Raw genomic sequence first — 20,761 nt, forward strand, 5'->3', positions numbered from 1 at the left:
TTCAATTAACAGGGACGGTTATACCGCGGTACCACCCTGATTAACTCAACTTAGAGTTCTCTCTTGAATGTATTCATTTTAAATAAATCAGTGATATAAGAAACATGCTTATATTAGGCTCCCACCATTTCCTAATTCGCTGTGATAAGTGTTTTGTTTCTTACGCGTCTGATTTTTTATTTTTGATTTGGTGATTCTGATTGAGTCACTGAATCACTTTGAGATGTTGAAACCGTACTTTCTGAAGATTCAGTTGTTTGAGACTGACTTTGAGCATTTTGTTTCATTGCTTTTTCTTCTTCAGTTAAATCATTTTCATTTAAATGGTGAATGTCTTCTAAAGTCACTTGTTCAGCATCTAAATCATAATTTAATAAATAATCCCAATCGTCATTCTTAAGTAAGTCTAATTGAGCTTCAACTAACATACGGAAACGAGATCTAAATACTTTAGATTGACGTTTCATATCTTCAGTTTGGAAAGCTAAACGACGTGCTTTTTCTACCGCATCGTTTACAATTTGATCAGCTTGCGCTTGAGCTTTGGCAATTGTTGCTTCTGCATCTTTATTCGCTGCTAATTTAGTTTCTTCACCAGCTTTTTGTGCTTGTACTAATGCGTCAGTTACAGATTGATGAACATCTTGATATGACTTAATATTAGTATCTCTTTCTTCAATAACTTTTTCAAGTTGTTTTTTATCTTCTTTTAATCTTTCTATTTCAGAGCTTAATTGTTCTAAATAGTTTGCAACTTCAGTAGGTTCTAGACCATTTTTCACACGAGTAAACTCTTTGCTTTTAATTTCACTTGGTGTAAAAGGCATTTTATGTCCTCCTTAATTTTACACTATTTGAATAATGTATTATAGGTAATGTGTATTTTATCTTTTTTAGTTCTTCCACCTATATCGGTCATTTGTGCTCTACCGAAACCTTGGATGGAAAGTAAATCATTCATTTCTAATTGAAAATCAGGTGAATCAATGATTGTGTGATTCACTTTTACTCTTTTTTTCTCGATGAGTTGTTTCGCAATCGATCTTGATTTGTGAATCATTTCTTTAAGTACAACATCAAGTCTTAGTGCACTCACCGTTGAACTATGAATCTTCCAATTCTCTTCTGATTGTATCATATCTTTCAAAGGAATAGAATTAAGTTTAATTGTAGCACCTTTGATTTTAGTGAATTCTAACATAATAAATGATTCTAAAGCTTTTGTCAAAACAAATTGAATACGTTCTCCAACCATAATATCTCCAAGTTGATTTCTATCTATTCCTAAAGACATCAATGTCCCTAATACATGTTGGTGTTGTATTGTAACAAACTTTTGTGGATAGTCTATTTCAATTAAAGTTAAATCAAAATCACTTTCATTTGGTTCGTAATAAGAAGGTGTGATCAGTGCACGTTGTCGTTCAGCTTGAGGTCCCCCATTAAAATGAACAACCAAATCTTCATAACTACCAACAATAACTTCCAATATATACTGACCTCTAGGATCTAAAAAGTTCGTTAATACTGGCGCATAATGTCGTTCAGCTTGTTGGCATTTATCGATTAATAAATCAATGGTTGCTTGTTCTTCTTTTCTAAAATGCTGATAAATATCGATGTTTGACACCTCCTTATTTTTAAGTAGTTTAGCCAGTTCAGTCACATTATTTTACAAAGTTAACAATAAAACGAGGCAAACTGGCATACTTCCAGTTACCTCGTTATTCAACAACATCTATATTATTTACTATCTTTTAAGTATTTACTCTTATCCAGCTAAGTGAACTAAAATCATGTTGAAAATAGTCACTAATCCTCGTTGGAATAATACTAAAACAATGATAGCAACAATAGATGATATATCAATAATTCCAATTGGTGGAATTATTTTTCTAAATGGTTCCAAAAATGGTTCGTAAATCTTCCCGAGTATTTCACCAAACTTAGATTCTCGAATATTTGGCACCCAAGAAGTAAAGAAATAAACAATCATTCCATAATAATAGATTTGAACAATCCAAATTATAATTCGGAATATTGTATTAAGTAATCCAATATCCATATGTTATCTCCTTATTCGTAATGTTGCTCCATATTCTCAATATGGTCTGTAATGCTACCAGCAACTTCAACATTGTCTGGAGTACATAGGAAAATATCTGTACCGACACGTTGGATATCGCCACCAATTGCATATACTGTACCACTCAAGAAATCAATAATACGTTTAGCAGAGACTTTATCAATGCGTTGTAAATTAACTAAAGTAGCACGACGATTTTTTAATTCATCTGCAATATCTTGAGTGTCTGAGAATACACGTGGTTCAAATAAACACATTTTTGAACTTTCTTGAGTAGCAACATTTGTTTGTGCATTATTATTCATCGTTACAACATTTCTTGAGTTTGATTTAGAATTATTAGTCATACGATAATTCCTTTCTTCAGAAGTTGAATTATATCTAGTTGAATTTTTTTGTGGTACTGATTTAATAGCACTTGTTTTTGACGTAGCCGGTTCTTGTGCTACCTCTCTTTGTGATTCAACTTCACGTTCTTGTTTACGATCACGTTCTTGTTCGCGTTCTTCTGGTACTTCCACTTCTTCTTCATCTTCAACTACAAAAAAACCATTAAATAAATCTTTTAAAGCCACGGGGCTCACTCCTCTTCTCCTACAAGTTTAGTCCCAATTCTTACAAACGTAGCACCTTCTTCTATAGCAATGAGGTAATCGTTACTCATACCCATAGATAATTCAGTACACGGTGCATATTCTAAATTGAGTTTCTGTATTTCGTCTCTTTTTATTCGTAATTTTCTAAATAATGACTGTATGTATTCAACATCATCTGTAAATGGTGCCATAGTCATTAATCCGACTATTTTTATATTCTCATATTGTTTAAGGTCTTCGATAAATGAATTAACATCGTCTAAATCAATACCATGTTTAGAAGATTCTCCAGAAACATTCACTTGCAAGAAACAAGAAATAGTATGATTGGCACGTTTGTTAATTTCTTTAGCTAAACTCATTCTATCTAAAGCGTGGAAGTAATCAACTTCATTGATGACATCTTTAACCTTTCTAGATTGCAAAGATCCGATAAAATGAAACACTGCATCACTAGGTAGTGCTTCTTTCTTTTCTTTAAATCCTTCAAGTCTATTCTCACCAAAGTGACGAAGTCCAGCTTGATAAGCTTCTTTAGCTCGCTCTATTGTAACATACTTTGTCACTGCAATCACGCTAGGCTGTGTTGAAATGTTACTTTTTTCTCTTTGCTGATTTATTTCATCGTTAATTTTTGCCAAATTTTCTTCGACTTTACGCATTAATCTTCACCTTGCTTTCTTCCGATGAAGGCTAACATTCTACCAGCTTGCCCTTTCTCTACTCTATAGGAAAAGAAATAATCTAAGTTTTCTGATGTAGCATAATCTGTAATATAAATATTATCTTTTGGTACACCCACACTTTGTAATAATAAAGCATTGGCTTTTTTTAAATCGATGCCATGTCTGTCTTCATCTCGTGTTTCTATATATTGAGTTGTTTCAATATCTAATGTTTCAAATTTAGATTTAATATCATCATTAATTTCATACGAATTTGAAGTTGCTGGACCTATCACAACTTGTAAATCATTTAAGTCAAAATCGATTTGTCGAACCATTTCTTTTACAATTTCACCATATGTACCTCTCCAACCTGCATGAGCTAAACCAACATAATGATTTTTCTCACTATAAAAATATACTGGTACACAATCTGCATAACACATCGTTAATAAAATATTAGGTTCATATGTATACAGACCATCAATACCATGTAAATCGTTTGTGATTGCATCGATATTAGTTCCTTTATCTGCAGCTGTAATTTTGGCTACTTTATTTTCATGAGTTTGTATAGGAAATACCCAATCTCTTCTAGGAAAATGTATCAAATCGGCTAAAATAGCTTGATGCTTTGATATATTATCTTGATCATCGTCAACGTATCTAGCCATATTAAATGCATTTTCAGGATACATACTTAAGCCACCCTCTCTCGTAGTAAATCCAAGGGTAGTATTTGTCTTATTTTCGTCTTTGTATTCTAAAAAATGATCTTGTTTAATAAATTTTTCAGTCAAATGTTTCACAACCTTAAGTATGAATTTTCAATATTTGCTATTAATGATAAAAATGGCTTTCGTAAAGTTATTATATAACATTTTTATTTGTAATTAAATTAAAACTATTTTAATTGTACATGGATTAACATGCTTTTTCTTAAACTTTAGAATCTGGTTATAATCTTAAAAATTCCTATGTAAAAAATTAAAAAGTCATCAGAATTCAATCTGATGACTTAAAATAATATGTTTAGAGAATTAATTAACGTCTAGTTCTTCTTGAACGTCTTTCTTCTCTGTTTCTAATAAAGCTAGGAATATCATCGTCTTTAGTTGTATGAGTTCTTTCGTTCACACTGTCAGAAGATGATGCACTTGAAGCAGAACTGCTTACAGATTCTTCTCTATCTACAGAATGAGATGATGAAGCACTATTTACACTAGAACCGAATCCAGTACTAGAAGCTTTACGTCCTTGAGAAGATGGTTTGTCTTCAAATCCAGTAGCAATAACTGTAACTACAATTTCATCTTGTAATTCTGGGTTAATTACTGTACCGAAAATCATGTTCACGTCTTCATCAGCAGCATCTTGTACGATATCAGCAGCTTCTTGAGCTTCGAATAAAGAAAGTGATTCCCCACCTGTAATGTTCATAAGCACACCTTGTGCACCAACAATAGAAGTTTCTAATAAAGGTGAAGAAATAGCTTTTTTAGCTGCTTCTACCGCTCTATTTTCTCCAGATGATACGCCAATTCCCATTAAGGCAGAACCTTGGTTTGACATAATAGTTTTCACGTCAGCAAAGTCTAAGTTAACTTCACCAGATACAGCGATTAAGTCAGAAATACCTTGTACACCTTGACGTAAAACGTTGTCTGCTTCTTTAAATGCTTCCATCATAGGAGTTGATTTATCAACGATATCTAATAAACGATCATTAGGAATAACGATTAATGTATCTACAGCAGCTTTCATTGATTCAACGCCGGCAGCAGCTTGTGTTTGACGTTTACGACCTTCAAAGCCGAATGGACGAGTAACAACACCAACTGTTAAAGCTCCCATTTCTTTAGCAATTTTTGCTACTACAGGAGCAGCACCAGTACCAGTACCGCCACCCATACCTGCAGTTACGAATACCATATCTGCACCTTGGATTGCATCTTCAATTTGTTCACGTGATTCTTCTGCAGCTTTTTTCCCAATTTCTGGGTTAGCTCCAGCACCTAATCCACGTGTTAATTTTTCACCAATTTGGATTTTTGATTCAGCTTTAGATAAGTTTAAAGCTTGTCCATCCGTATTGATAGCGATAAATTCTACATTATTCATACCGTGGTCAATCATACGGTTTACAGCGTTGTTACCGCCGCCACCTACACCGATGACTTTTAAAGTCGCTAAATGATTAAATCCTTGTTCAAATTCTAACATTTAAATTTCCTCCTAGTTTTAATGGCCAATAATCATTCAAATAAAGATTTCATGAGTTTTTTAAATTTACCTTCTTCTTTGTCTTTATCTTGAGCATTATGATGATCTTGTTCTTGATGAGTTTCGCGGTTGTCATATTCTTCATGAGGTGCTTCAGGTTCTTCCTCATAATCATCTTTTTTATTCGATTTGCGTTTGAACCAATCGAAACCGCTTGATTTAGAGTCAGCATCTTTATCATTTGATTCGATAACTTCCTCTTCAAATTCCTCATTATCTTGATAACTAATTGTAACATAATCTAATAACTCGTCAAAAGTGATACTACTAGAAATCGTAGAAATCGCAGAAGAAAATTCTGGTTTTCTGATACCCATTTGAGATGGTGTATGAATTCTTACTTTTTCACTTACCATATCTTGTAGTAATTCTTTTACACCTAATAAGTTAGCTGATCCGCCAGTAACGACGAAACCACCGTTAACTTTAGTTAATCCTAATTCTTGCAATACATCAAATACTTCGAAGAAAATATCTTCAACTCTTGCTTCAATAAAATCACTTAAATCTTTTTGCGTATATTGAACATTCTCTTCACTATCTATTTGATCCACAGAAAATACATCTTGGCTTGAAGCTGAGTCATAAAAAGCATGACCATATTGATGTTTAATCTTTTCTGCTGTGTCATAAGAAGTGTTTAATCCTTGTGCAACATCGTCAGTAATATCACGACCAGCCATTTCGATTGAATCTGCATCCACTAATTCGCCACGTTCATAGAAGGCAATTTGTGTTAAATCTTCACCGATATCAATAACACATGCACCGAGCTCTTTCTCAGTTGCTGATAAGATTGAGCCATAATTGTATGCATCTGAATATACGTCAAGCACGTCTACACCACATGATTCAACACATTTAATCATATTAATTAAAATTGATTTTTGAATAGCTATAACGCCTGCATCCACTTTAAGTGAATGTCTAGCGATTAATTCTTTTGGATCTGATACTTCATTTTCCTTATCTACAACAAAGCGTATTGGGAAAACGTTAATGACTTCTGTTTCAGGAACATCATTTTTGTCTCTAATACCTTCAAGTACAGATTCGATATGTGTTCCATTAATTTCAGTATCTTCATAAAATTCTATTTCATTTGATTCATCATACACTTCAGTTCCTATGATAGGTAATTTTAAGAATACTTCTTTAATATCGACACCTGAAGCGATAGAAGCCTTTTTAATTGTGTCTTTGACAGCTTGTCTTGCTATATCAAAGTCATCAATCAGACCATTTTTAATACCGCTTGTATAGGTTTGTCCTGTACCTATCACATTTATTCCATTGTGAAATTTTTCGCCTACTATTGTTTTAACACTTGATGAACCAATATCTATGCTTACATAGTAATGTTCCTCCATAGATAGGCACCTCCTGACAAGTTACTATTAAAATACACTATGTTTAGTTTACAATACGTTGATAAGCTTGTGAACTATAAACACATACTAATATCAAAATTTTTTAATTATTTTCTTTTGATTCTTTATTAATTTTATTTAACACACTTTGAAGTTCTTCTTTTGCTTCAGTTTCTTTTGCTGATGTTTTAGATACACTTTGTTCAGATTCAGATTGATCACCACTACTATTTTGATAAGGAATAAATGATGCTCCTACCGACAAATCAATATAACCATCTGTTTTAAGGTCGCCTGAATCACTACGAGACAGTGATTCTGACATTTGTGGGTAATATTTCATCTTATCCGCTATAGTCGTAATATCTCCAATGACTTGAATATCATCTTTAGTGAATATTTTAATTCTGTTCTGCTTATTCTTATCTGGTGCATAGTTGACTTCCGCAATTAAATTTCTCACTTTAGGTGACATTTCTGATAACGCTTGGATTATTTTTTCCTTTTTGTCGCCTTTAAAACCATCAATGATTGGACCGTCATGTGAAATATTACCATCATAATCTTTTAATTCTTTCCCGTCTTCTAGCACAGGCACATATTTGTCTTTGTTTTTCGTTAAACCAACAACTTGATATTCTGTTATTTTAACATTTAACGTATTAGGTAATTGCTTGGTAATGCTTACATCTTTAATTAATTTATTTTTCTTTAAATTAGTTTTAGCTTTACCTTTACTAAAAGTATACATGCGTGAAGTAGACTTAACATTGAGTGCTTTGTTAATTTGGCTTTTACTTACATTATGATTCCCCTCAATATTTACGTTGGAGATTTTACTTAATGGTGTAAACATATATAGTAAGAATATCACAATTAACAATACCAATACTGTAATAACGGTGTACTGAATTCTTTTTTGTCTTCGACGCCGTTGTGCTCTTTTCTCTTCTAGAGTTGGTGAACTAAATTGTGTAACTTTCTTATTAGAATCTGTTTGTTCTTCTTGTGCATGTTCTTTTTTCTTTGATGTTGATTTATTTGGTGTAAAAAAACTCAACCAATTTTTCTTTGCATTTTTATTTTTGTGCTTAGTTTTTGAAGTTGTATTAACTTCAATATTATTTGTTTGTTCTTTATCTTGTTGACTATCATCGCTATTAACTTTTTCATCATTATTATAATGATTAATTTGCTCACTTTCGCGATACGACTCTGAGTTATCATTATCGCTAACAAAATCTTCTTTATCGTTTAAATGAGTTTTGCGATCATTTAAGATGTCCTCACTATGATGCTGTTCTTCTTCACTCGTATCATCATAGTGATTCGAGTTAGATATGTCGTCTTCAACTTTATCTTTAAACTTTTTTCTTTTACGCGTTCTAAAATCGTTACTTCTACGAAACATGCTTAACTCATCATTTTGTTTGTCATCGGAGTTAGCTGCATTGTTTCTGTTATTGTCATTAGATTTACCGTCCATTTTCTATCACGCCCTTTTAGTATGATGGCAAGTGTGCACGGAAACTTTGAATAAATTTCTCTCCACGTTCTTCGAATGTATTATACTGATCCCAACTTGCACACGCTGGTGAAAGTAACACCACATCATTTGGTTCAATAACGTCTTGAATTTTATCGACGGCATCTTGTACATCTGTAGCCTTGATAACGTATTTACCTTGACTATTTCCTAATTTAGCGAATTTTTCTTGTGTTTCACCAAATACGACCATAATTCTTACATTATTCATATAAGGTACTAATTCATCAAATTCATTACCTCTATCTAACCCGCCACATAACCAAATGATTGGTTGATTAAATGAATTTAATGCAAATTGTGTAGCTAGCGTATTTGTTGCTTTAGAATCGTTATAGTATTTATTAGTTCTATTTGTACCAATATATTGTAATCTATGTTCAATCCCTGAGAATGTTGTAAGACTGTCAACAATCGCTTTAATTGGTACACCAGCTAATATTGTAGCTAAAACAGCTGCTAAAATATTTTCTAAATTATGTTCACCTGGTAAAACTAAATCATCTACGCTAATAATACGAACACCTTTATATTCAATAAAGCCATCTTTAATATATATACCATCCACTTCTTGTTGAGTTGAGAAATATAACGTTTTAGCTTTTAAATTTTCTGATTCAATTAAATGACGTTGATGATAATTACAAATTAAGAAATCATCTTCTGTTTGATTTTTATATATTTGCTTTTTAGCATTTTGATAATTTTCAAGCGTTTCGTGATAATCTAAATGCGCTGAATAAATATTAGTGATAATTGCGATATGTGGTTTATATTGATCAATTCCTAATAATTGGAATGATGATAATTCAGTAATCAAATAATCTTTCGGAGTTACTTCTTGTGCCACTTTCGAAGCAACATAACCAATATTTCCAGACAATCTACCAGTTAATCTACTATTTTTAAACATGTCACCTATTAATGAAGTGACAGTGGTTTTACCATTTGTACCTGTTACTGCAATAATGGGCGCTTCTGAAATTAGATAACTTAATTCAACTTCAGTTAATATTTTTAAACCTCTTTTTACTGCTTCATCTATAATCGATACAGTGTATGGAATACCGGGGTTCTTAATAACTATAGGGTTATTATCTAATAATGAATTTGGATGGCTTCCACTAATAACCTTAATGCCCATAGCTTCTAAATCTTTAGCATGTGCATCTTGAGATAAATCTTTACCATCATTCACTGTTACATTCGCGCCTAATTTACTTAATAATTTGGCTGCCTCGTAACCACTTTTTGCTAATCCTACAACTAATACATCTTTATTTTCTAATCCTGTGTAATTTAGCATACTAGTGCACTCCAATCCATAAGCCTATTAGACCTGTTATTAAACCTACTGACCAAAATACTGTTACAACTTTCCATTCATTCCATCCACATAATTCAAAGTGGTGATGAATAGGACTCATTTTGAAAATACGTTTTTTAGTTAATTTATATGAAGCAACTTGTAACATAACTGATAACGTTTCTACTACGAATACAAATCCGATAAATATAAGTGATAACTCTTGGTTTAACATAATTGAAATTGTAGCAAATATGCCACCTAATGCTAAGCTACCTGTGTCACCCATAAATACTTTAGCTGGATTTAAGTTATATGGTAAGAATCCTAGTAAAGCAAATACCATAATAATACAGAATGTACCAATTGCAGGTGATTCTAGTACAAAACTCATAATGGCATACATTGCAAAACCGATAATTGAAAGTCCTGTAGCTAAACCATCTAATCCATCTGTTAAATTGACTGCATTTGAAAAGCCAACTTGCCAAAAGATGATAAATATAACATAAGCAAATGAAAGAGGGATACCACCGTCAGTAAACGGAATATGTAAAGTTGTTGAAAAATTGACTAAGTTAAACACATTACTTAGTACGAAAAATATTACAGCAATTAAAATTTGTGCTAAAAATTTCTGTTTACTTGTTAAACCTTGGTTATTTTTCTTAACAACGATAATGTAATCATCAATAAAGCCAATTAATCCAAATCCGATTGTTACAAATAGTAATAAAATTATTGGATTAGAACGATCTACAAAAATAATCGCAATAACTGAAGCGATAATGATACTTATTAAGAATGTTAGTCCACCCATTGTTGGAGTACCCGTTTTCTTCATATGGCTTTGAGGCCCTTCTTCACGAATACTTTGTCCAAATTTCATTCTTTTGAGCGTTGGTATGAGTATAGGTACAAGTACAAAAGTTACTAGAAGCGATAACATCGCATATACAAAAATCATAATAATCTCCTTTTCTTTTATCCGTCAATTTACATATATTATTAAATATTTTTAATTGTTAGCTTTTACATTTTATCAGTTTTAGTTCTAAATTTATACGTTAGTTCATAACATATTAAGAAAGAGAGAAGGATAAATAAAATCCCAATCTCTTCCTTATATGTTGAATATCTATGTTGTACTAGTCAGTGCTTGAATCTTTCTTTTTAGACTTAGATTTATCTTTCTTATCAGATGATTTGTCTAATGATTGTTTATCACTATCGTCAGTTGTGCTATCAGTAGATTCTGCTGATAAAGTAACTTCAATTTTATCTGATTTTTTAAGTTTTTGACCTTGTGTCATAGATTGATCTGAAACAAAACCACTGCCAGTCGTTTTGACCTTAATGTTAGTTAATTCTTGGAAAGCAAGAACATCTTCTTTTGTCCAGCCTTTCATATCAGGCATAGTCAAGTCACCATCTGTTACTAAAAGAACTTTACTATGAGGCAATGCTTCAGAATCAGCTTTGACTGATTGTGATTTCACTGTTTTACCACTGCCAATAACAACTGGTTTAAGTGATTTAGCATTAATACTATCTTTAGCTTTTTCTATTGATTGTCCTTCTACGTTAGGCACTTTACTATAATCCTTTTTAGAAGCAGAATCTTTTGATTTATCAACGTTTAAATATTTCAACGTATTTTCCATGATCGGTTTGAATGCTTTACTTACACCCATTTCATATGCTTCTTGATCATTTTTTTGTGCAAGACTCATACCAGCATAAACAATCACTTTAGGATGTTTCTTAGGTGCATCACCCATGAAACTTACGAAGTATGGATTCTCACCCTTAACATAACCGCCACCTTTAGAATCGGCTACTTGAGCGGTACCTGTTTTACCTTCGATATCGTATCCTTTCACACGATAGTTCATCGCATGACTCTTCTTACTATTTACAACTTTATCTAATTCTTTTTCAACTTTATTAGCAGTATCTTCTGAAACTGGTTTTCCAGCGTAAGATTTCTCACCTTTATAAAAATTCTTTTTAGAAATTGGATTGTCTATACTACTTACAAACCATGGTTTCAACATATTACCTTTGTTGAAAAATGCTGACTGTGCTTGAATCATTTGAACTGGTGTTACTGTAGTTGATTGTCCAAATGCTGATGTTTTTTGTTGTAATTCATTATCCCATGCAATATGACCAGTGGATTCACCATCAAACATACCATTTGTTGATTTACCAAAACCAAATCGTTCATACCAAGATTTCATTTTATCAGCACCAACTTCATCTTGTAAGTGCATCATTAATGAGTTAGCTGAGTACGTAAATCCTAGTGTTTCAGGAATACTACCCCAACCTGTTTTATTCCAGTCAGAAATTTCTGAGCCCATTATCTCTCTAGGTCCTGATTTAAATTTCTTATTCGGGCTGAATTTACCTTCTTGAATAGCTGCAGCTAATCCATATGTTTTAAATGTTGATCCTGGTTCATACGTATTTTGATATAAATCATTAGCCCATTTTTTACCAAAGTCTTTACCTGTTTCAGGATTAAATGTAGGTCTTTGGCTATACGCTAAAATTTCTCCGGTTCTTGCATCCATAACAACCGCAAATAAATCTTTAGGATTGTAGCGGTCAACCATGTCATCTAATGCTTCTTCGACGAACACTTGAATATTTGAATCAATCGTTAAATGAACATCATCGCCACGTTTAGGTTGTTTTTCTGATTTTGTATTTGGTGCGATGTATCCCCAGATATCATGTATATATTTTAATGATCCTTTTGAACCATTAAGATAACTATTAAATATCTTTTCAACTCCCATTGCACCATTTAATTGACCCGTATCAGGATCTTTTTGAGCCATACCAATTAAGTGAGAAGCAAAGTTACCATTAGGATAAAATCTTTCAGTTTCAGGATATAAGGTAATTCCTGGTAAGTCTTTCTTTTCAAGTTTTTCTTTATCTTGATACGTTAAATTAGTACCTTTTTGACCAAACTCTACTTGGAATACTTTTTTCTGATTCAATCTTTTTTCGATTTCATCTGGTTTCATATCAATAACTTTTGATAATTCTTTGGCAGTTTTCTTTTTATCTACCACATGCCTTAGCTTTTTACTATTTTCACTCGCTTTTTTATCTACAACTGCTACGACTTTATATCTTTCAACATCTTCGGCTAAGACTTTACCGTTTCTATCGTAAATCTTTCCTCGTTCTGGTTGCTCTGAGTTATTAACTAAATATTTTTGGTTTGCTTTCATTATCAAATCTTGTCCATTTGAATGACCAGTAATCATTATGTATGAAAACCTCAAAACCAATATAAAAAAGAGCAGCCCGAATAAACCAACAAGTAGGACTGCCCCTATTTTATTTTTTTTAATTTTAATTTTTCGTTTCGCCATTATTACGCACTACCTTTACATTATCGTTCTTGAGGCTCATACCTTGCTTCTTAGCCTTGTCGTAAATGCGTTCGTATGAAGAATTTTTCTTAATTTCAGATTTTAAGGCGCTGTTCTCGCTAGATTGTTGTTCAATTTTTTGATCTAAATCTGCAATTTTTCCTCGCGTATCATACGCATCCATTTTTAAAGATAGCATATAAATACTAATCATAGCAATGACAGAGACTAGCGTTATGTATAAAATCTTTTCGAATCTAGTAAGTTGAACGACAACTTTACGTTTAACGGTTTGCTTTTGAGGAGAGGTTTGCGGTTGTCTTTTTGGAACACTGGTTTGTGTTGCATTATCATATGGTTGGTAAACTTTTTCTACAGCCATGTTGAATTACTCCTTATTTTAATATTTCTGCAATGCGTAGTTTTGCGCTTCGGGCTCGATTATTGTCATCTAAATCTTCGTCAGTCGCAGTAATAGGTTTACGGTTTACGCGTTTCAATTTTGGGGTATATTCTTCAGGGATAACTGGTAAGCTTCTAGGTAAGTCAGGTCCCTTTTCATACTCTTGAAACATCTGTTTACATAATCGGTCTTCCAATGAATGGAATGTAATAACAGAAATACGTCCGTGTACCTTTACAAGCTCGATAGCTTGTTCTATTGAATCTTCGAATGCACTTAATTCATCATTTACTGCAATTCGTATAGCTTGGAACACTCTTTTCGCAGGGTGCCCGCCTTTTCTTCTAGCTTTGGCAGGAATGCCTTCTTTAATCACTTCAACTAATTCTAATGTTGTCTCGATTGGTTGTTTTTCTCGGTTTGCTTCAATTCTTCTTGCAATTTGTTTTGAGAACTTTTCTTCACCATAACGATAGAAAATTTTGACTAATGCTTCAAAAGACCATTCATTTACAACTTCATAAGCTGATAATGATTGCGTTTGATCCATCCGCATGTCTAATTTAGCATCATGATGATAGCTAAAGCCTCTTTCTGGTACATCTAACTGTGGACTTGAAACACCTAAGTCATAGTAGATACCATCAACTTTTTCAATGTTTAGCTCTTTTAATATTTGTGTTAACTCTCGAAAATTACTGTGAATAAAAGTGACTTTATGTAAATGTTCTTTCAAAACATCTTTAGCATTTTCTATTGCAGTTAAGTCTTGATCAATTGCAATAAGTCTACCTTCATCACTTAATTGATTTAGTAAATATAAGGCATGTCCTGCTCCACCTAACGTACAGTCAACATACACACCATCTTCTTTTATATTTAGATAATCAATGGTTTCGTTTAACATAACGCTTATATGATGAAACACTGTCATACCTCCAAATTAAAAATCAAAATCTATTAAATCCTCAGCAATATCTTCGAAACTATCTTCAGATTCCTCATAGAAATCATTCCAAGTTTCTCTATCCCAAATCTCAATTCGATTTGAAACACCTATTACTGTACATTCTTTAGTTAAATTAGCGTATTTCCTTAAATTTTGTGGAATATTAATACGTCCTTGTTTATCTAACTCTACTTCAACGGCACCTGAGAAGAACATACGCATAAACTTACGTGCGTCTTTTTTTGTCATAGGTAAGGTTTTCATCTTCTCTTCAATTTGTTGCCATTCTTCTAAAGTATAGCCGAATAAACACTTATCAAGGCCTCGAGTGATAATAAAACGTTCATTTAAATCATAACGAAACTTGGACGGTATAATCATACGTCCTTTTGTATCTAATTGATGATCGTATTCTCCCATGAACATTTTTTCTCACCTCACCTTATTTATAATTTACCACATCTCCCCACTATCCTCCACTAATTATGTAAAATTCGTCAAAAATATTTATTTTTATAAAAAAATACCCGCTTTATCTTTTCGATAAATCGGGCTTAAACGCTGTTATATCAATCTTTTATTATGATATGATCAAAAGTGTAAGAAAGTGGTGGATAAGTGGAGGGACTGAACACATCTTTCCCAAAATCATTCAAAATTTGAAGTGGATTCCATATTCTTTCTTGTAAACCTCCCATTGCGTGGAGATGATCATTAATTTCTCTAAAATGTCTCATGCTAATGTCATTTTCTCTTTCGATATTTAAAAGATAACGTTTTTTCAAATAATCATACTGTCTTAAGTGTATTTCATTATTTTTAGTTACTAAATTTTCATTAGCATTATTACCTTGAACTTCTTTATATAAAGAATGAAATAGATTTTCCTGTTGTTGTTTCATACTGTCAATTTCATTTAAAAATGTTTCGGAAGCTTGTTCACGAATAAATTTTTGTTTATCTTCTTCAATACCATTCTCTATGACGTGTTCTAATTGAAGTTGATACTGATTTAATAATTTTTGAGTTCTATTATATAAATAAGTAATCCTCAATCTTGGTAATACAATCGGCATATCAATATTTAATAACTGAAATACATCATGTAGTTCTGCCCAATATTTAATTTCACTTGGACCACCGATGAAGGCCACAGTATTAAATAACCATTCTTCCATTATAGGACGTGTAACAACATTATTTGAAAATCTATCAGGTTCTTCATCTAATATGTCTAATAACTGTTGTTGATTATAGTTTTGTGTTGATTTACTTAAATGGAAAGCATCAATTTCATAAGTTAATAATTGTCTCATCCCTTCTTCATGAAGGAATAAATGCACATTAGTATCAGTTTGAATCATTTGAGACAAACCTTGTTGTGTTGTATTTTTTTGATTATTTCTAAAAGCTTCATCAATAGCACGATGTTTTAAAATCATTTCTTTTAATAAAGGTTTTTCCATTTTTCTCAACGAAGTATATTGAGCATCAATAAATAAAACACCATAATCTTTGAAGATTTCATGTAATAAAGCTTTAAAAATATTTGACCAGTTATCATTACTTTTAATAATGTCTAAACACATTTGGTAAATTGCTTTACTATGCTCTGTTTCTTTTAATTGTTTAAAGTAATCATTCAACACTTCAATCATTTGTGACTGTTCAGGATTAAAACGAGATACGTTACTTTCAGGTGGTGTCATAGTATGATATTTAATTTTATGTAGATGTGCGTCTTGTTGATTATAAGCAAATGTATGATTGACTTCATCAAAATCATGATCTTCTCCAGCAATCCAAAATACCGGTACAACCGTTTGGTTATATTTATTTGAAAGTTGTTGACTCAATGTAATAATTGAAAAAATTTTATGAATTGTATATAAAGGACCACCAAACAGACCAGCCTGTTGTCCTCCAATGACAACTTTTGCGCCATTAGCTAAAGCATCCAAATGTGTTTGTTGCGCTTCAGTTATTGATAAATCTTCCATATAAGATTGAATAACATTAGCAAGTTCTTTTTCTCTTCCATTAGAAGGCGCATCCATTTTCTTTTTAAAGCTATCTTCTGACATAGCATCATATTGGTAGAATTGTTGGAGCCTACTATCACTATTTTTTATTTTGGAAATAAACTGATCGTCATTGTTTAATTTTAATATTTTACAGTCCATTGTTTTTCTCCTTCAGTATCACTATTCCTAATATAGTATAAAGACTATACTCACTTATGACAATTTAACGGCTTATAAAAATTTATAAAATCTTAAAATTCATTAAAAATACATACGTTCGAAATGACATTCGTGTCATTATTTTTATTTTGAATGGTATAAAAAATTCAACTCGTATAAATATATTTATCTAGTTTAATTTTGGCTTAGAGCATAAATAAATGAAAAGAACATAGACTTTAAGGTATAATATAAGAAAGGAATAAAGGGGGACATGATGATGAGCGACGTAAAAAAATTAGAAATTAATTACAAAACTGATGAGTTATTCGAAGATTTTAGAGAGTTTGGTAATAAAGATTTATATATGGTTGAAGAATTTAACGGACAAATGATCGATGCAAGTTCAGACTCACCTTTTTATGGTATTTTTGTCGGAGATAAATTAGCTGCAAGAATGGCATTGCTAAATAAAGGTGAAGTTGAGGAATCTTACTTCCCTGATTGTGACGATTATATTTTATTATGGAAATTAGAAGTATTAGAGAAATATCAAAACAGAGGTTTTTCTAAGGAATTAATCGATTTTGCAAAATCATTTAACCTTCCTATTAAAGCAATCGCTAGAAATAATTCAAAATCTTATTTCGAAAGTCAAGGTTTCAAAGATGTCGAAGCTAAAAATCCTGAAGGACATGATGTTTTAATTTGGCACCCATAGTACGAAAAAATTCCACCGAATTTATTAAATTCGATGGGATTTTTTAATTTGATTATTCTACAATATCAATTAATTCTTTAAGAGACTTAATTTCATAATCAGGTTGAATTGTTGTATTATTTTCTTTATTTCTTAAATTGAACCAACATGTAGCAATATTAGCATTTTTTCCTCCTAAAATATCCGAAGTAAGTGAATCTCCTACAATTATTGCCTTTTCTCTATGTGTTTCTCCCATCTCTTTAAAAATGTAATCAAAAAATTCTGGCATAGGCTTTTGATAACCTGTTTGTTCAGATATAAAAATGCCATTTAATGTTTCGTTAAATGTTGTTTGGGCTAAACGACGTTGCTGTGTTTCTGTAACTCCATTTGTCACAATATAAATATTATGTTTTTTTCTCAAATAATCTATTGTGTCTAAAGTCCCATCAAAAAAGCTAGGTGTAGCTTTTGCTAATTCATCTCTAAATAGATTGTCAGCTAAATTCCCATCAACTTCAATGTTATAGTCTTTAAAGTAATTAACAAATCTCAGAGTTAAAACTTCAACTTTAGTTAATTTATTTTCTTGAAAAGCTTCCCAATGAGATTGATTAACCTTTCTAAAATAATAAAAATCCTCTTCTGTTGGATAATGATTAAAATGTTTAGCCATATTATAAAATGCTTTTTCTTCAGCATCATAAAAATCAACAATTGTATCATCAAAATCTAGTAAAATAGTTGTGTATTTCATTTTTATATCCCTCACTACTCTTTTATCTCTATTAACAATAACAAATTTTGAATATAATTTCTTAGAAAATAAAAAAAGACCAGAGCGCTTGCCCTGGTCAGTACTAAATATTTGAATATTAGAATCCGAATAATTTTCCTAATACGCTAACACCATTTTCTACGATGCTTACGATGCTTGTTCCTAATTTAGCTCCATCGTGATTTTGTGCTGCTTGTACTGTATTTGCGATTGCTTCTGCTAATTTTGTCATTATAAAAATCTCCTTTTCTGTTTTAATTTATTTTAATTGTTGTTAAGACTTAGAATCCAAATAATTTTCCTAATACGCTAACGCCATTTTCTACGATGCTTACGATACTAGTGCCTAATTTAGCTCCGTCATGTCCTTGTGCTGCTTGTACTGTATTTGCGATTGCTTCTGCTAATTTTGTCATAATAAAAATCTCCTTTTTTATAATTTATTTTAGTAATTGATAAATCTTAGAATCCAAATAATTTACTTAATACCCCTACACCATTTTCTACGATACCTACGATACTTGTACCTAATTTAGCACCGTCATTATTAACACCGGCTTCAACTGTATCTTTAATTGCTTTGAATAAACCTTCCACTATAAACACTCCTTAATATTTATTGTTCAAAAGTTACTTTCAAAAACTGAGGTAAATTGATTCGTGTTGTTTATCTATCGTTTTGTTATTTATAATATATAACTTTCATGCCCAACTTTGGCGTCTTTTCCTTACTTCGCTATAAACACTTCAAAACTGTAAAATCGTTTTCAGTTTTGAACAGTTAGGGATACAAAACTGAATTGTTCACAATTCAATAGATTCAAATATTCTTCAAACTTAAAAACACTTTATGATATTGTTTCAATACACTACAATAGTGAAAAATATAAACATTTTTTATATCATAGCTATTGCATATTACAGTTAATTTAGCTATAATAAATCTTGTGTTAAAAAATGTCCTGGTAGCTCAGCTGGATAGAGCAATGGCCTTCTAAGCCATCGGTCGGGGGTTCGAATCCCTCCCAGGACGCTAACTAGAACTGTAATCCTGTTGGATTACAGTTCTTTTTTTATGACATCAAAACAGCTAGGCATTCAAAAATGCCTAGCTGTTTTGATTATTAATTTATAGGGACTTTTTAGGGACCTGAATACTTACAAATAAACTTAAAAAAATGATTTCCTATCTATCATTATAATTCTACAATATGAGGTTTAACATCTGGGTCGTGATTAGCAATGGCTTCTATACAATTAGGATTTTGCACCATCTCTATCACCCAATTTAAAGATTGTTGAGCATCTTTTTTATCAACTAATACTCCAGGTAATATATTTTCTTTCCAAGATTTAGAAGCATAACCAATATCAGATACTAGGAATAAGAATTTCTCATTATCATAAGATTTTACAATCGTAGAACTTAGACCTTTACTATGTCCTGGTGACCATATCATTTTAATAGTACCGTCTCCAAATAAATCAAAAGCTTTCTTTTTAGGTCCTAAATCGCTATCTTCAAATTTAAATGTTTCTAAGTGAACACCCTTCCATTCATGAGGAAGATAATGCATTTTATCTTTTTGTATAGCTTCATATTCCTCTTCACTAACTAATATATGTTTAGCATCTTTAACTAATCTTAATCCGTCAGCATGATCACAATGCATATGACTCATTAATATATAGTCGATATCACTAGGTTTATATCCTAGTTTTATCAATTGTTCATGCACTGCTTCTCCTTTTGGTAAATCAGCTTTATTTACAGGATATTGAAAACGTAAATTTTTAATTTGATGTGTTCTATTATCTGTATGCCATCCAGTATCTATTAATACTAAACCTTTAGGATGTTCTATTAAATAAACTGAAACAGGTATCTTAATTTGATGCTGTTTAGATCTAAAAAGACCTGTCCATGCAAGTAATCTATTATTTGAATATCCAAATGGTAACGCTTCATCTACAATCACATTCCCTGTGTGTAAAACATGAACTTTAATTTTATTTGTCATTGTTCTTCATCCTTTTTTAAAATGTCGTTGATGTGGTTCGTATAATCAAAAAGATCATTTAATTCTTTATTATTTAAATTTAATTTCCTTTTAAAACCTTCATACAACTTGTTTTGTCTATTATTATAAAATTGAAGTCCTTCCTCAGTTAGTTGTATAACTTTCTCTCTTTTATCTCCAGACTTTATCCGTTCTACAAAATGTTTTGTTTCTAATTTCTTAATCCTTTTTGAAATTGCAGTTTTATATACACCTTGTTTTTCAGCTATTTGATTCACAGATAATTGTTTATGTTCTAAAAGTAATTTAAAAATGCCTAATTGTTCTCTTGAAATATCAATATTTTCTTCATCAATAACTTCGTTAATAATTTTACTTATTTCAATAAATGTTAAGTGAAATTGATTAAATTGTTGTAATTCATTACCTTTCATATGTACCTCCAATAAAATAGTACACCTAGGTGTACTATATGTC

23 protein-coding genes and 1 tRNA gene are annotated in these 20,761 nt (G+C 31.5%); 2 read left to right on the forward strand and 22 right to left on the reverse strand.

Annotated elements, in window-relative coordinates:
* Window positions 1-176 precede the first annotated feature (176 nt).
* From N524_RS0101660 to bshC, 16 genes are all read right to left on the reverse strand, one after another.
* On the reverse strand, window positions 177-827 hold the full coding sequence (locus tag N524_RS0101660) for a DivIVA domain-containing protein (protein ID WP_017637162.1): 651 nt from the start codon (window positions 825-827) through the stop codon (window positions 177-179).
* A gap of 23 nt (window positions 828-850) precedes the next feature.
* Window positions 851-1,630: a YlmH family RNA-binding protein gene (locus N524_RS0101665; RefSeq protein ID WP_017637163.1), complete on the reverse strand. Its 780-nt coding sequence runs from the start codon at window positions 1,628-1,630 to the stop codon at window positions 851-853.
* A 141-nt stretch (window positions 1,631-1,771) separates the two neighbouring features.
* A complete protein-coding gene (locus tag N524_RS0101670) occupies window positions 1,772-2,065 on the reverse strand; it encodes a YggT family protein (protein ID WP_017637164.1) in 294 nt (97 codons plus the stop codon).
* An 11-nt stretch (window positions 2,066-2,076) separates the two neighbouring features.
* On the reverse strand, window positions 2,077-2,661 hold the full coding sequence (locus N524_RS0101675) for a cell division protein SepF (protein WP_037555481.1): 585 nt from the start codon (window positions 2,659-2,661) through the stop codon (window positions 2,077-2,079).
* Window positions 2,662-2,666: 5 nt separating this feature from the next.
* Window positions 2,667-3,344, reverse strand: a complete 678-nt coding sequence (locus N524_RS0101680; protein WP_017637166.1) for a YggS family pyridoxal phosphate-dependent enzyme — start codon at window positions 3,342-3,344, stop codon at window positions 2,667-2,669.
* On the reverse strand, window positions 3,344-4,147 hold the full coding sequence (pgeF, locus tag N524_RS0101685) for a peptidoglycan editing factor PgeF (protein WP_029055480.1): 804 nt from the start codon (window positions 4,145-4,147) through the stop codon (window positions 3,344-3,346). The genes N524_RS0101680 and pgeF overlap by 1 nt, the downstream gene beginning before the upstream one ends.
* A gap of 244 nt (window positions 4,148-4,391) precedes the next feature.
* A complete protein-coding gene (gene ftsZ / locus N524_RS0101690; RefSeq protein ID WP_017637168.1) occupies window positions 4,392-5,570 on the reverse strand; it encodes a cell division protein FtsZ in 1,179 nt (392 codons plus the stop codon).
* 32 nt (window positions 5,571-5,602) lie between these two features.
* On the reverse strand, window positions 5,603-7,000 hold the full coding sequence (gene ftsA, locus N524_RS0101695) for a cell division protein FtsA (RefSeq protein ID WP_029055481.1): 1,398 nt from the start codon (window positions 6,998-7,000) through the stop codon (window positions 5,603-5,605).
* 103 nt (window positions 7,001-7,103) lie between these two features.
* Entirely contained in the window at window positions 7,104-8,486 is a 1,383-nt protein-coding gene (locus tag N524_RS0101700) for a cell division protein FtsQ/DivIB (RefSeq protein WP_029055482.1), read from the reverse strand.
* A gap of 16 nt (window positions 8,487-8,502) precedes the next feature.
* On the reverse strand, window positions 8,503-9,852 hold the full coding sequence (murD, locus tag N524_RS0101705) for a UDP-N-acetylmuramoyl-L-alanine--D-glutamate ligase (protein ID WP_017637171.1): 1,350 nt from the start codon (window positions 9,850-9,852) through the stop codon (window positions 8,503-8,505).
* Window position 9,853: 1 nt separating this feature from the next.
* Window positions 9,854-10,819, reverse strand: a complete 966-nt coding sequence (gene mraY / locus N524_RS0101710; RefSeq protein WP_017637172.1) for a phospho-N-acetylmuramoyl-pentapeptide-transferase — start codon at window positions 10,817-10,819, stop codon at window positions 9,854-9,856.
* Between the two features lie 181 nt (window positions 10,820-11,000).
* Window positions 11,001-13,247 carry a penicillin-binding protein gene (locus N524_RS0101715; protein ID WP_029055483.1) on the reverse strand — a complete coding sequence of 749 codons (2,247 nt, stop codon included), beginning with the start codon at window positions 13,245-13,247 and terminating at the stop codon, window positions 11,001-11,003.
* Window positions 13,228-13,629 (reverse strand): cell division protein FtsL, encoded by a 402-nt coding sequence (ftsL, locus tag N524_RS0101720; protein ID WP_017637174.1) that lies wholly within the window; start codon window positions 13,627-13,629, stop codon window positions 13,228-13,230. The genes N524_RS0101715 and ftsL overlap by 20 nt, the downstream gene beginning before the upstream one ends.
* A 13-nt stretch (window positions 13,630-13,642) precedes the next feature.
* A complete protein-coding gene (gene rsmH, locus N524_RS0101725; protein ID WP_029055484.1) occupies window positions 13,643-14,578 on the reverse strand; it encodes a 16S rRNA (cytosine(1402)-N(4))-methyltransferase RsmH in 936 nt (311 codons plus the stop codon).
* A 15-nt stretch (window positions 14,579-14,593) separates the two neighbouring features.
* Window positions 14,594-15,025, reverse strand: coding sequence for a division/cell wall cluster transcriptional repressor MraZ (mraZ, locus tag N524_RS0101730; RefSeq protein WP_002442408.1), 432 nt, complete (start codon window positions 15,023-15,025; stop codon window positions 14,594-14,596).
* 143 nt (window positions 15,026-15,168) lie between these two features.
* On the reverse strand, window positions 15,169-16,782 hold the full coding sequence (bshC, locus tag N524_RS0101735; protein WP_029055485.1) for a bacillithiol biosynthesis cysteine-adding enzyme BshC: 1,614 nt from the start codon (window positions 16,780-16,782) through the stop codon (window positions 15,169-15,171).
* A 280-nt stretch (window positions 16,783-17,062) separates the two neighbouring features.
* Between bshC and N524_RS0101740 the strand changes: the two genes are divergently transcribed.
* Window positions 17,063-17,503, forward strand: a complete 441-nt coding sequence (locus N524_RS0101740) for an N-acetyltransferase (RefSeq protein ID WP_029055486.1) — start codon at window positions 17,063-17,065, stop codon at window positions 17,501-17,503.
* A gap of 52 nt (window positions 17,504-17,555) precedes the next feature.
* Here N524_RS0101740 and N524_RS0101745 read toward each other — a convergent pair whose 3' ends face one another.
* The 4 genes from N524_RS0101745 to N524_RS12690 form a co-directional block, all read right to left on the reverse strand.
* Window positions 17,556-18,242 (reverse strand): YjjG family noncanonical pyrimidine nucleotidase, encoded by a 687-nt coding sequence (locus tag N524_RS0101745; RefSeq protein ID WP_017637179.1) that lies wholly within the window; start codon window positions 18,240-18,242, stop codon window positions 17,556-17,558.
* A 118-nt stretch (window positions 18,243-18,360) separates the two neighbouring features.
* Complete coding sequence (locus tag N524_RS13100) at window positions 18,361-18,495, reverse strand: beta-class phenol-soluble modulin (protein ID WP_017637180.1); 135 nt, start codon at window positions 18,493-18,495, stop codon at window positions 18,361-18,363.
* 49 nt (window positions 18,496-18,544) lie between these two features.
* Entirely contained in the window at window positions 18,545-18,679 is a 135-nt protein-coding gene (locus tag N524_RS13105; RefSeq protein WP_002450638.1) for a beta-class phenol-soluble modulin, read from the reverse strand.
* A gap of 46 nt (window positions 18,680-18,725) precedes the next feature.
* Window positions 18,726-18,860 carry a beta-class phenol-soluble modulin gene (locus N524_RS12690; RefSeq protein WP_017637181.1) on the reverse strand — a complete coding sequence of 45 codons (135 nt, stop codon included), beginning with the start codon at window positions 18,858-18,860 and terminating at the stop codon, window positions 18,726-18,728.
* Window positions 18,861-19,222: 362 nt separating this feature from the next.
* Between N524_RS12690 and N524_RS0101765 the strand changes: the two genes are divergently transcribed.
* Window positions 19,223-19,296 (forward strand) — tRNA-Arg (locus N524_RS0101765).
* Between the two features lie 163 nt (window positions 19,297-19,459).
* On the opposite strand, the gene N524_RS0101770 is transcribed toward N524_RS0101765, so the two are convergent.
* Window positions 19,460-20,284, reverse strand: coding sequence for an N-acyl homoserine lactonase family protein (locus tag N524_RS0101770; protein ID WP_029055487.1), 825 nt, complete (start codon window positions 20,282-20,284; stop codon window positions 19,460-19,462).
* Entirely contained in the window at window positions 20,281-20,718 is a 438-nt protein-coding gene (locus tag N524_RS0101775; protein ID WP_029055488.1) for a MarR family winged helix-turn-helix transcriptional regulator, read from the reverse strand. The genes N524_RS0101770 and N524_RS0101775 overlap by 4 nt, the downstream gene beginning before the upstream one ends.
* Window positions 20,719-20,761: the final 43 nt, after the last annotated feature.

The sequence above is a fragment of the Staphylococcus sp. URHA0057 genome, from assembly GCF_000620265.1.
GTDB classification, from domain to species: Bacteria; Bacillota; Bacilli; order Staphylococcales; family Staphylococcaceae; genus Staphylococcus; species Staphylococcus pasteuri.

Bases quoted from the DNA above. Each gene is read 5' to 3' on its own strand.
- N524_RS0101660 (WP_017637162.1), bottom strand. From the start codon at position 827: ATGCCTTTTACACCAAGTGAAATTAAAAGCAAAGAGTTTACTCGTGTG.
- N524_RS0101670 (WP_017637164.1), bottom strand. From the start codon at position 2,065: ATGGATATTGGATTACTTAATACAATATTCCGAATTATAATTTGGATT.
- N524_RS0101680 (WP_017637166.1), bottom strand. From the start codon at position 3,344: ATGCGTAAAGTCGAAGAAAATTTGGCAAAAATTAACGATGAAATAAAT.
- ftsZ (WP_017637168.1), bottom strand. From the start codon at position 5,570: ATGTTAGAATTTGAACAAGGATTTAATCATTTAGCGACTTTAAAAGTC.
- ftsA (WP_029055481.1), bottom strand. From the start codon at position 7,000: ATGGAGGAACATTACTATGTAAGCATAGATATTGGTTCATCAAGTGTT.
- N524_RS0101700 (WP_029055482.1), bottom strand. From the start codon at position 8,486: ATGGACGGTAAATCTAATGACAATAACAGAAACAATGCAGCTAACTCC.
- murD (WP_017637171.1), bottom strand. From the start codon at position 9,852: ATGCTAAATTACACAGGATTAGAAAATAAAGATGTATTAGTTGTAGGA.
- mraY (WP_017637172.1), bottom strand. From the start codon at position 10,819: ATGATTTTTGTATATGCGATGTTATCGCTTCTAGTAACTTTTGTACTT.
- N524_RS0101715 (WP_029055483.1), bottom strand. From the start codon at position 13,247: ATGGCGAAACGAAAAATTAAAATTAAAAAAAATAAAATAGGGGCAGTC.
- ftsL (WP_017637174.1), bottom strand. From the start codon at position 13,629: ATGGCTGTAGAAAAAGTTTACCAACCATATGATAATGCAACACAAACC.
- mraZ (WP_002442408.1), bottom strand. From the start codon at position 15,025: ATGTTCATGGGAGAATACGATCATCAATTAGATACAAAAGGACGTATG.
- bshC (WP_029055485.1), bottom strand. From the start codon at position 16,782: ATGGACTGTAAAATATTAAAATTAAACAATGACGATCAGTTTATTTCC.
- N524_RS0101740 (WP_029055486.1), top strand. From the start codon at position 17,063: ATGAGCGACGTAAAAAAATTAGAAATTAATTACAAAACTGATGAGTTA.
- N524_RS0101745 (WP_017637179.1), bottom strand. From the start codon at position 18,242: ATGAAATACACAACTATTTTACTAGATTTTGATGATACAATTGTTGAT.
- N524_RS13100 (WP_017637180.1), bottom strand. From the start codon at position 18,495: ATGACAAAATTAGCAGAAGCAATCGCAAATACAGTACAAGCAGCACAA.
- N524_RS13105 (WP_002450638.1), bottom strand. From the start codon at position 18,679: ATGACAAAATTAGCAGAAGCAATCGCAAATACAGTACAAGCAGCACAA.
- N524_RS0101770 (WP_029055487.1), bottom strand. From the start codon at position 20,284: ATGACAAATAAAATTAAAGTTCATGTTTTACACACAGGGAATGTGATT.
- N524_RS0101775 (WP_029055488.1), bottom strand. From the start codon at position 20,718: ATGAAAGGTAATGAATTACAACAATTTAATCAATTTCACTTAACATTT.